Here is a 10,286-nt window from a genome sequence, read left to right as displayed (position 1 = left end):
CCCTTCGGTATTTCGTGTTTCCAACCTTACCAGATCCGTTTTCCGTTCCGTTCCCGGTTCGGAATTCATTTCCGGCCCCCTGTTGGAGCGGGGTTCGCCTTCCAGCTTTTCGCTTTCCGGCTTCACCGACTTTATCAGATCGCTCCGGGTCGGTTTTCCCGTCCGCCGCGGAACAATCCTTTACGCACAAGGCGTTCGGGGGTTCCCGCTGCGGTGGAGTCGTAAACGTACTGGACGGCCGCGCCCGGATGCAAATCGAGTCCGGGGCGGCCGTCCGTACGGCTGATCGTGCGTCAGACCTCGACGACCACAGGGAGGATCATCGGGCGCCGGCGGTAGGTGTCGGACACCCACTTGCCCACGGTCCGGCGGACGAGCTGCTGCACCTGGTGGGGCTCCAGCACGCCGTCGGAGGCGGACTTGGCGATGGCTTCCTCGATCTTCGGCGCCACCGCCGCGAACGTGGAGTCCTCGATGCCCGAGCCGCGTCCGTGGATCTGCGAGCCGCTCACCAGCTTGCCCGTCGTGCTGTCCACGACGAGGAAGACGGAGATGATGCCCTCGTCGCCGAGGATGCGGCGGTCCTTGAGCGAGGTCTCGGTGACATCGCCGACCGACAGGCCGTCGACGTAGACGTACCCGGCCTGGACCTTGCCGACGATCTTCGCCGAGCCGTTCACCAGGTCCACCACGACGCCGTCCTCGGCGATCACGATGTGGTTCTTCGGCACGCCCGTCAGGGCGCCGAGCTCCGCGTTCGCCCGCAGGTGACGCCACTCGCCGTGGACCGGCATGAGGTTGCGGGGCTTGCAGATGTTGTAGAAGTACAGCAGCTCGCCCGCGGAGGCGTGGCCCGAGACGTGGACCTTGGCGTTGCCCTTGTGGACGACGTTGGCGCCCCACCGGGTCAGGCCGTTGATCACGCGGTAGACCGCGTTCTCGTTGCCGGGGATGAGGGACGAGGCCAGGATGACCGTGTCGCCCTGGACGATCCGGATCTGGTGATCGCGGTTGGCCATCCGGGACAGCGCGGCCATCGGCTCGCCCTGGGAGCCGGTGCAGACGAGTACGACCTCGTCGTCCGGCAGGTCGTCCAGCGTCTTGACGTCGACGACCAGACCGGCGGGGACGCGCAGATAGCCCAGGTCACGGGCGATGCCCATGTTGCGGACCATGGAGCGGCCCACGAAGGCGACCCGGCGGCCGTACTCGTGCGCGGCGTCCAGGATCTGCTGGATGCGGTGCACGTGGCTGGCGAAGCTGGCCACGATGATGCGCTTCTGGGCGCCCGCGAAGACCGTGCGCAGCACATTGGAGATGTCGCGCTCGGGCGGGACGAAGCCCGGGACCTCGGCGTTCGTGGAGTCCACGAGCAGCAGGTCGATGCCCTCCTCGCCGAGCCGCGCGAAGGCGGGCAGGTCGGTGAGGCGGCGGTCCAGCGGGAGCTGGTCCATCTTGAAGTCGCCGGTGTGCACGGCCATGCCGGCCGGGGTGCGGATGGCGACCGCGAGGGCGTCCGGGATGGAGTGGTTGACCGCGATGAACTCGCAGTCGAACGGGCCGATGCCCTCCCGGTGCCCCTCCTGGACCTCCAGGGTGTAGGGGCGGATGCGGTGCTCCTGGAGCTTCGCCTCGATCAGGGCGAGGGTCAGCTTGGAGCCGATCAGCGGGATGTCCGGCTTCTCGCGAAGCAGGTACGGGACACCGCCGATGTGGTCCTCGTGGCCGTGCGTGAGCACGATGCCTTCGATGTCGTCGAGGCGGTCACGGATCGAGCTGAAGTCCGGCAGGATCAGGTCGACTCCGGGCTGCTCCTCCTCGGGGAAAAGCACTCCGCAGTCGACGATCAGCAGGCGGCCGTCGTACTCGAAGACGGTCATGTTGCGGCCGATCTCGCCGAGACCGCCGAGGGGCGTGACGCGCAGGCCGCCCTTGGGGAGCTGCGGCGGGGGACCGAGTTCAGGATGCGGGTGACTCAAAAGACTCTCCTCACCACGCACGCCACATGCCCTCCTGGGACACATGGCGCGCGTGACATTCGTGCACTTGCAGTTGTTGTCGATGTTCAGTTGTGAAGTGTGTGGGCGGGCGCCCGGGGGGGCGCCCGCGGCCGCTAGAGCTCGACCCCGCCGGCGGAGAGGTCGCGCCTGAGCTGCTCCGTCTCCTCGGCGGTGAGCTCCACCAGCGGCAGCCGCAGCGGGCCGGCGGGCAGGCCCCGCAGCGCGAGGGCCGCCTTGGTGGTGATCACGCCCTGGGTGCGGAACATGCCCGTGAAGACCGGGAGCAGCTGCTGGTGGATCGCTGTCGCCTTGGCGACGTCGCCGTCGAGGTAGGCGCCGAGCAGGGAGCGCAGGTCGGGGGTGACCAGGTGGCCGACGACGGAGACGAAGCCGACGGCGCCGACGGACAGCAGCGGCAGGTTGAGCATGTCGTCGCCGGAGTACCAGGCGAGGCGCGAGCGGGCGATGGCCCAGCTGGCGCGGCCCAGGTCGCCCTTGGCGTCCTTGTTGGCGACGATCCGGGGGTGCTCGGCCAGCCGGACGATGGTCTCGGTGTTGATCGGGACGCCGCTGCGGCCGGGGATGTCGTAGAGCATCACCGGGAGGCCGGTGGCGTCCGCGATCGCGGTGAAGTGCCGGAAGATGCCCTCTTGCGGGGGCTTGTTGTAGTACGGGGTGACGGCCAGCAGGCCGTGGGCACCCGCCTTCTCGGCGGCGCGGGCGAGCTCGACGCTGTGCTGGGTGTCGTTGGTGCCGGCTCCGGCGACGACGTGGGCGCGGTCTCCGACCGCTTCGACCACGGCACGTACGAGCTGCGCCTTCTCCGCATCGCTGGTGGTCGGGGACTCGCCGGTGGTGCCGTTGACGACAAGGCCGTCATTGCCGGCGTCCACCAGGTGCGCGGCGAGTCGCTGGGCACCTTCGAGGTCAAGGGCGCCATCTGCGGTGAAGGGCGTGACCATGGCGGTCAGGACCCGCCCGAAGGGCGTCTGCGGTGTGGAGGTCGGAGCCATGGGGGCCACGCTACTCGTTGCTCACCGTGAGGTGCTCCCTCGGGGAGTGGGAAAGGGAGCCCGGCACTGCCTGCTCGGGGGTTCAAGCAGTGCCGGGTCCGTTTGTTCAGCCTAGATGAAGGTAACGAAAAGCCGCAATACGGACACCTTTGCTACCGGTGCGTACGCGGCCCGAGCGTCACCCTCTCCGGTGCCCCCGCTACCGCGCGTACCGGCGCTACGGCGCGACGCGACCGTTCTTGTTGAACGCCTCGTAGGTGAGCGGCATGAGCTTGGCCCACTCCGCCTCCATCTTCTCGCCGACCATCTCGATCTCGCGCTGCGGGAAGGAGGGGACGGCCGCCTGCTCGTGCTGGGTGCGCAGCCCGAGGAAGTGCATCAGCGAGCGGGCGTTGCACGTGGCGTACATCGAGGAGAAGAGACCGACCGGCAGCACCGAGCGGGCGACCTCGCGGGCGACGCCCGCGGCGAGCATCTCCTGATACGCCTCATACGCCTGGCGGTAGGAGTCCTCCATGGCGCGGGTGGTCAGCTCGTGCTGCGCCTCGGTGCCCTCGACGAAGACGTACTTGCCGGGGCGGCCCTCCTGGACCAGCTTGCGGTCCGCGCCCGGGACGTAGAAGACGGGCTGGAGCTCGCGGTAGCGGCCGGACTCCTCGTTGTACGACCAGCCGACGCGGTGGCGCATGAACTCGCGGAAGACGAGGATCGGGGCGCTGATGAAGAACGTCATCGAGTTGTGCTCGAAGGGGCTGCCGTGGCGGTCCCGCATCAGGTAATTGATGAGCCCCTTGGACCGCTCGGGGTCCTTGGTGATCTCCTCCAGGGACTGCTCACCGGCGGTGGAGACGCGAGCCGCCCACAGGACGTCGGAGTCGGCAGCGCTGTGCTTGACCAGCTCGACGGTCACATCGCCACGGAATGTGGGTTTGGCGTTCTCGGTGGGGCTGTCGGTCACCGGCGGGGTCCTTCCAATCGCGTTGCTGGGGCGGCGCCCAGCCTACGGGCCGCCACTGACACTCGGGCTCCGGCAGAGCGGGGCCGCGGGGAACGCGGTGGCCCCAGTTGAGATTTTTCACAGAAGTCACAGAAATCGGGCACCACCGAAGCGATTCGAACGTCCTTATGTGTGACAGCACTGACAGAGCACACACTCGAGCTTCTAGGAGAGCGCTTCATGTTCCGCCGGCGAGAGCCCGTGCCGTTCGCCTTTGTAGCCGAGGCAGAGCGTTACCGCAGCAACGTCACGCCGCCGCCCCGAGACCGCGCGAGCCGCTCGCAGATAGCCGGCCGTGCGCTGGTGGGGCTGACGGTCGCGGCGGGGCTCGTGGGGGCGCTGCTGTTCGGAATGCCCTCGCTCCAGACCGGTGCGCAGAGCACGCACCACACGCAGCAGTCGGAGGCGAAGGACAGCCGCTGACGCGCGCCGATCAGCGACACGACCGAGGTCCGGCCACCCTGACGTGGCCGGACCTCTCGCGCATCGATAGCCTCGCCCAATGCCCCTGCCCTTCATGACAGCCGCCCGCGACGGTGCCTCCGTCACGACCGCCGCCGAGCCCCTGCCGCACGAGGACGCCCCGCTCGGGCGCCGTGCCCATCGGCCCGGCTCCTGGCAGGTGGGCGGCGCCGCCCTGCTGCTGCTCCTCGCCGCGTATCTGCTCTTCTCCGCGCTGATCATCGTGCTGGCCGGCTCGCTGCCGGTCGGCGGGGTCTGCGTGATCGTCGCCGCCGTCGTGATCGCGGCGGCGCTGCGGCTGGTGCGGCCGGGCACGCGGGGACAGCGGGCGGACTCCCCCGCCTGAGACCCTTCGCCTCACGCGTCCGCGCGCACCGGCCTGCCGTCGTGCAGGGCGATCGCCCGCTGCATCGCCTTGCGGGCGCGGGGCGTGTCGCGGGCGTCGTGGTAGGCCACCGCGAGGCGGAACCACGTGCGCCAGTCACCGGGGGCGTCCTCCGTCTCCGCCTGGCGGCGGGCGAAGACCTCGTCCGCCGAGTCGCGGTCGATGCGACCGCTCGGCGTGCGGACGAGCTCGTCGACGGGGAGGCCGCCCTCGGCCTCCAGTTCCCGCGCCAGCCGGTTGGCGTCCCGCGCGAACTTGGTGGTCTGGTAGAGGAACCAGGCACCGATGAAGGGCAGCACCAGCACCGCGGCACCGAAGGTGACGGTGATGGCCGTGCCCTGCTCGATGAGCATGACGCCGCGGCTGCCGACCAGGACGAAGTAGACGACCAGGACTGCGGCCAGGGCGAAATAGACGATCTTTGCGCGCACGGTGCTCAGCCCAGATCCAGGAAGTTTTCCAGGCCGAACGTCAGCCCCGGCGTGCTGACGACGCGCCGCGCGCCCAGCAGGATGCCCGGCATGAAGCAGCTGTGGTGCAGCGAGTCGTGCCGGATGGTGAGCGTCTCGCCGGTGTCACCGAACAGCACCTCCTGGTGGGCCAGCAGGCCACGCAGCCGGACGGCGTGCACCGGCACCCCGTCGACGTCCGCGCCGCGCGCGCCCTCCAGGGCCGTCGTCGTGGCGTCGGGCTGCGGGGCGCAGCCCGCCTCCCTGCGGGCCTCGGCGATCAGCTGGGCGGTGCGGGTGGCGGTGCCGGAGGGGGCGTCCGCCTTGTTCGGGTGGTGCAGCTCGACGACCTCGACGGACTCGAAGAAGCGGGCCGCCTGCCGGGCGAAGGCCATGGTGAGCACGGCGCCGATGGAGAAGTTGGGCGCGATGAGCACTCCGGTGCCCGGCTTGGCGTCGAGCCAGCCGGTCAGCCGCGCGAGGCGGTCCTCGGTCCAGCCGGTGGTGCCGACGACGCCGTGGATGCCGTGGGCGACGCAGAACTCGAGGTTGTCCATCACCGAGTCGGGGTGCGTCAGCTCGACCGCGACCTGGGCGCCCGCCTCGGTCAGCGTCTCCAGCTTGTCGCCCCGGCCCAGCGCGGCCACCAGTTCCATGTCCTCGGCGGCCGTCACGGCCCGTACGGCCTCGGAGCCGATACGGCCGTGGGCGCCGATGACCGCCACGCGCAGCTTGCTCATCCTTGGTGCTTCCTTCTCTCGGGCTCGGAGACTGCTCTAGGCCACGGCTTCGTCGAGCTTGGCCGCCTGCCTGTCCTTCAGCGGGCCGATGACGGACAGCGAAGGACGCTGCCCCAGTACATCGCGGGCCACCGAGCGGACCTCGTCCGGGGTGACGGCCGAGATGCGGGCCAGCATGTCGTCGACGGACATCTGGTCGCCCCAGCACAGCTCGCTCTTGCCGATGCGGTTCATCAGCGCGCCGGTGTCCTCCAGGCCCAGGACCGTGGAGCCGGAGAGCTGCCCGACGGCGCGGGTGATCTCCTCGTCCGTCAGACCGTCCGACGCGACCTTGTCGAGCTCGTCGCGGCAGATCTTGAGGACGTCGTGGACCTGGTTCGGGCGGCAGCCGGCGTAGACGCCGAAGAGGCCGCAGTCGGCGAAGCCCGAGGTGTAGGAGTAGACGGAATAGGCGAGTCCGCGCTTCTCCCGGACCTCCTGGAAGAGCCGCGAGCTCATGCCGCCGCCGAGGGCGGTGTTGAGCACGCCGAGCGCCCAGCGGCGGTCGTCGGTGCGGGCCAGGCCGGGCATGCCGAGGACGACGTGCGCCTGCTCGGTCTTGCGGCCGAGCAGCTCGACGCGGCCTGCGGTGCGGATCGTACGGGCGCCCGCGCGCGGCGCGACCGGGGCCGCGTCCGTGCGGCCGAGCGCGCCGGCTTTCTCGAAGGCGGCCCGCACCTGGCGGACGACCTTGGCGTGGTCGACGTTGCCCGCGGCGGCCACGACAAGGTGGGTCGGGTCGTAGTGCTTCTTGTAGAAGCGCGCGATCTGGTCGCGGCCGAGGGCGTTGATGGTGTCGACGGTGCCGAGGACCGGGCGGCCGAGGGGGGTGTCGCCCAGCATGGTGTGCGCGAACAGGTCGTGCACGCAGTCGCCGGGGTCGTCCTCCGTCATCGCGATCTCTTCGAGGATCACACCGCGCTCGGCGTCGACGTCGGCGGCGTCGATGAGCGAGCCCGTGAGCATGTCACAGACGACGTCGATGGCGAGCGGCAGGTCGGTGTCGAGGACACGGGCGTAGTAGCAGGTGTACTCCTTCGCCGTGAACGCGTTCATCTCACCGCCGACCGCGTCGATGGCGGCGGAGATGTCGAGCGCGCTGCGCTTGGCGGTGCCCTTGAAGAGCAGGTGCTCCAGATAGTGGGTGGCGCCGTTCAGCGTCGGGGTCTCGTCGCGGGAGCCGACGTTGGCCCAGATGCCGAAGGTCGCGGAGCGGACGGACGGCAGGGTCTCGGTGACGATGCGCAGCCCACCGGGAAGGGTGGTGCGGCGGACCGTGCCGATGCCGTGCTCGCCCTTGAGAAGCGTTTGGGTACGGGCGACGGCCCGCCCCTCCGAAGAGGTGCGGGCCGTCTTCCGTGTACTACGGGACGTCACTTGGCGGACTCGTCCTTAGCGTCGTCGCCGTCCTCGCCCTCGATGACCGGGATCAGCGAGAGCTTGCCGCGCTGGTCGATCTCGGCGATCTCGACCTGGACCTTGGCACCGACGCCGAGCACGTCCTCGACGTTCTCCACGCGCTTGCCACCGGCGAGCTTGCGGATCTGCGAGATGTGCAGCAGGCCGTCCTTGCCCGGCATGAGGGAGACGAAGGCACCGAAGGTGGTGGTCTTGACGACCGTACCCAGGTAGCGCTCGCCGACCTCCGGCATGGTCGGGTTGGCGATGCCGTTGATCGTGGCGCGGGCGGCCTCGGCGGCCGGGCCGTCGGCGGCACCGATGTAGATGGTGCCGTCGTCCTCGATCGTGATCTCGGCGCCGGTGTCCTCCTGGATCTGGTTGATCATCTTGCCCTTGGGGCCGATGACCTCACCGATCTTGTCCACGGGGATCTTGACGGTGATGATCCGCGGGGCGTTCGGGGACATCTCGTCCGGCGTGTCGATGGCCTCCATCATCACATCGAGGATGTGCAGACGGGCGTCGCGGGCCTGCTTGAGGGCCGCGGCCAGGACGGAGGCCGGGATGCCGTCCAGCTTGGTGTCGAGCTGGAGCGCGGTGACGAACTCCTTCGTACCGGCGACCTTGAAGTCCATGTCGCCGAACGCGTCCTCCGCACCGAGGATGTCGGTGAGGGCGACGTAGTGCGTCTTGCCGTCGATCTCCTCGGAGATCAGGCCCATGGCGATACCGGCGACGGGGGCCTTCAGCGGCACACCGGCGTTCAGCAGCGACATGGTGGAGGCGCAGACCGAGCCCATGGAGGTCGAGCCGTTGGAGCCGAGCGCCTCGGAGACCTGGCGGATGGCGTACGGGAACTCCTCGCGCGTCGGCAGCACGGGCACGATGGCCCGCTCGGCCAGGGCGCCGTGGCCGATCTCGCGGCGCTTCGGCGAACCGACGCGGCCGGTCTCACCGACGGAGTACGGCGGGAAGTTGTAGTTGTGCATGTAGCGCTTGCGGGTCACCGGGGAGAGGGTGTCCAGCTGCTGCTCCATGCGGAGCATGTTGAGGGTGGTGACGCCCAGGATCTGGGTCTCGCCACGCTCGAACAGCGCCGAGCCGTGCACGCGCGGGATGGCCTCGACCTCGGCGGCGAGCGTACGGATGTCCGTCACGCCACGGCCGTCGATGCGCTTGCGCTCCTTGATGACGCGCTCGCGCACCAGGGACTTCGTCAGCGAGCGGTACGCGGCGGAGATCTCCTTCTCGCGGCCCTCGAACTGCGGGAGCAGCTTCTCGGCGGCGATCTCCTTGACGCGGTCGATCTCGGTCTCGCGCTCCTGCTTGCCGGCGATGGTGAGCGCCTGCGCGAGCTCCTCACGGACGGCCTTGGTCAGGGCGGCCAGGACGTCGTCCTGGTAGTCCAGGAAGACCGGGAACTCGCCCTCGGGCTTGGCGGCCTTGGCGGCGAGCTCGGACTGGGCGCGGCAGAGCACCTTGATGAAGGGCTTCGCGGCCTCGAGACCGGCGGCGACGACCTCCTCGGTGGGGGCGTCGGCGCCGTCCTTGACCAGCTGGATGGTCTTCTCGGTGGCCTCGGCCTCGACCATCATGATCGCGACGTCGCCGTCCTCCAGGACACGGCCGGCCACGACCATGTCGAAGACGGCGTCCTCGAGCTCGGTGTGGGTCGGGAACGCGACCCACTGGCCCTTGATCAGGGCGACGCGGGTGGCGCCGATCGGACCGGAGAAGGGCAGGCCCGCGAGCTGCGTGGAGCAGGAGGCGGCGTTGATGGCGACCACGTCGTAGAGGTGGTCGGGGTTGAGCGCCATGACCGTCTCGACGATCTGGATCTCGTTGCGCAGGCCCTTCTTGAAGGAGGGGCGCAGCGGGCGGTCGATCAGGCGGCAGGTGAGGACCGCGTCCTCGGAGGGCCGGCCCTCGCGGCGGAAGAAGGAGCCGGGGATCTTGCCGGCCGCGTACATCCGCTCCTCGACGTCGACCGTCAGGGGGAAGAAGTCGAGCTGGTCCTTGGGCTTCTTGGAAGCGGTGGTCGCCGACATCACCATGGTGTCGTCGTCCAGGTACGCCACGGCGGAGCCGGCGGCCTGCTTGGCCAGGCGGCCCGTCTCGAAGCGGATGGTGCGGGTGCCGAAGGTGCCGTTGTCGATGACGGCCTCGGCGTAGTGGGTCTCGTTCTCCACCAGGGATATCTCCTCGTCTGCGTCCCCGCCCGTGTGGCGGGGACGTGGGCGGAGGTGCGCCGGGCTGGCCGGTCTTCGATCGAAGCACCCGGATTTCCCTGATCCGGGGGCCACTACCGAGGACCGGCGGCGAGCGGAGCGCTCCTCCTCATGCTGTTCTTTTGTTCAGTCTTTCGTGGACACCAGACTACAAAGCTTCGGCGTCGCACGAGATACGCAAAGGGAGCGGCCCCCAGAGGTGGGAACCGCTCCCTTCACGACGTCTTACTTGGCGCCCGCGGCACCGCGGCGGATGCCGAGGCGCTCCACCAGGGCGCGGAAGCGCGTGATGTCCTTCTTGGCCAGGTACTGGAGCAGGCGGCGGCGCTGGCCGACCAGCAGCAGCAGGCCACGACGCGAGTGGTGGTCGTGCTTGTGCTGCTTGAGGTGCTCCGTCAGGTCCGAGATGCGACGGGTGAGCATCGCGACCTGGACCTCGGGGGAGCCGGTGTCGCCCTCCTTGGTGGCGAACTCGGCCATGATCTGCTTCTTCGTAGCGGCGTCGAGCGACACGCGTACTCCTTGGAATTCTCGTTTTCAGCCACCGAGTGCCCCTGGTCTTGGTCTCAGGG

Annotated in this window: 10 protein-coding genes; 2 read left to right on the top strand and 8 right to left on the bottom strand. The window is 69.4% G+C overall.

Annotation, left to right across the window (positions count from 1 at the left end):
- Window positions 1-293 precede the first annotated feature (293 nt).
- From ACZ4A5_RS26635 to thyX, 3 genes are all read right to left on the bottom strand, one after another.
- Window positions 294-1,979 carry a ribonuclease J gene (locus ACZ4A5_RS26635; protein WP_467589350.1) on the bottom strand — a complete coding sequence of 562 codons (1,686 nt, stop codon included), beginning with the start codon at window positions 1,977-1,979 and terminating at the stop codon, window positions 294-296.
- A gap of 134 nt (window positions 1,980-2,113) precedes the next feature.
- Entirely contained in the window at window positions 2,114-3,013 is a 900-nt protein-coding gene (gene dapA / locus ACZ4A5_RS26630) for a 4-hydroxy-tetrahydrodipicolinate synthase (protein WP_467589347.1), read from the bottom strand.
- 217 nt (window positions 3,014-3,230) lie between these two features.
- Window positions 3,231-3,971 (bottom strand): FAD-dependent thymidylate synthase, encoded by a 741-nt coding sequence (thyX, locus tag ACZ4A5_RS26625; RefSeq protein ID WP_366007570.1) that lies wholly within the window; start codon window positions 3,969-3,971, stop codon window positions 3,231-3,233.
- Window positions 3,972-4,190: 219 nt separating this feature from the next.
- Here thyX and ACZ4A5_RS26620 point away from each other — a divergent pair, with 219 nt between their 5' ends.
- Together ACZ4A5_RS26620 and ACZ4A5_RS26615 are read left to right on the top strand one after the other, a co-directional pair.
- Window positions 4,191-4,433, top strand: a complete 243-nt coding sequence (locus ACZ4A5_RS26620; protein WP_366007571.1) for a hypothetical protein — start codon at window positions 4,191-4,193, stop codon at window positions 4,431-4,433.
- A 79-nt stretch (window positions 4,434-4,512) separates the two neighbouring features.
- On the top strand, window positions 4,513-4,818 hold the full coding sequence (locus ACZ4A5_RS26615) for a hypothetical protein (RefSeq protein WP_467589344.1): 306 nt from the start codon (window positions 4,513-4,515) through the stop codon (window positions 4,816-4,818).
- 11 nt (window positions 4,819-4,829) lie between these two features.
- Here ACZ4A5_RS26615 and ACZ4A5_RS26610 read toward each other — a convergent pair whose 3' ends face one another.
- From ACZ4A5_RS26610 to rpsO, 5 genes are all read right to left on the bottom strand, one after another.
- Window positions 4,830-5,288 (bottom strand): hypothetical protein, encoded by a 459-nt coding sequence (locus ACZ4A5_RS26610; protein WP_398869940.1) that lies wholly within the window; start codon window positions 5,286-5,288, stop codon window positions 4,830-4,832.
- A gap of 5 nt (window positions 5,289-5,293) precedes the next feature.
- Window positions 5,294-6,046, bottom strand: a complete 753-nt coding sequence (gene dapB, locus ACZ4A5_RS26605; protein ID WP_467589341.1) for a 4-hydroxy-tetrahydrodipicolinate reductase — start codon at window positions 6,044-6,046, stop codon at window positions 5,294-5,296.
- A gap of 36 nt (window positions 6,047-6,082) precedes the next feature.
- The gene (locus ACZ4A5_RS26600) at window positions 6,083-7,462 is read right to left on the bottom strand and encodes a M16 family metallopeptidase (protein WP_467589339.1); all 1,380 of its coding nucleotides are present in this window, start codon (window positions 7,460-7,462) and stop codon (window positions 6,083-6,085) included.
- Window positions 7,459-9,675 carry a polyribonucleotide nucleotidyltransferase gene (locus tag ACZ4A5_RS26595; RefSeq protein ID WP_467589336.1) on the bottom strand — a complete coding sequence of 739 codons (2,217 nt, stop codon included), beginning with the start codon at window positions 9,673-9,675 and terminating at the stop codon, window positions 7,459-7,461. Before ACZ4A5_RS26595 ends, ACZ4A5_RS26600 begins: the two co-directional genes overlap by 4 nt.
- A 264-nt stretch (window positions 9,676-9,939) precedes the next feature.
- Window positions 9,940-10,227, bottom strand: a complete 288-nt coding sequence (gene rpsO / locus ACZ4A5_RS26590; RefSeq protein WP_045934183.1) for a 30S ribosomal protein S15 — start codon at window positions 10,225-10,227, stop codon at window positions 9,940-9,942.
- Window positions 10,228-10,286 lie beyond the last annotated feature (59 nt).

Source organism: Streptomyces sp. NPDC025618 (genome assembly GCF_055558795.1).
This window is presented reverse-complemented; position numbering and strand designations above follow the sequence as displayed.

Bases quoted from the DNA above. Each gene is read 5' to 3' on its own strand.
- ACZ4A5_RS26620 (WP_366007571.1), top strand. From the start codon at position 4,191: ATGTTCCGCCGGCGAGAGCCCGTGCCGTTCGCCTTTGTAGCCGAGGCA.
- dapA (WP_467589347.1), bottom strand. From the start codon at position 3,013: ATGGCTCCGACCTCCACACCGCAGACGCCCTTCGGGCGGGTCCTGACC.
- ACZ4A5_RS26615 (WP_467589344.1), top strand. From the start codon at position 4,513: ATGCCCCTGCCCTTCATGACAGCCGCCCGCGACGGTGCCTCCGTCACG.
- dapB (WP_467589341.1), bottom strand. From the start codon at position 6,046: ATGAGCAAGCTGCGCGTGGCGGTCATCGGCGCCCACGGCCGTATCGGC.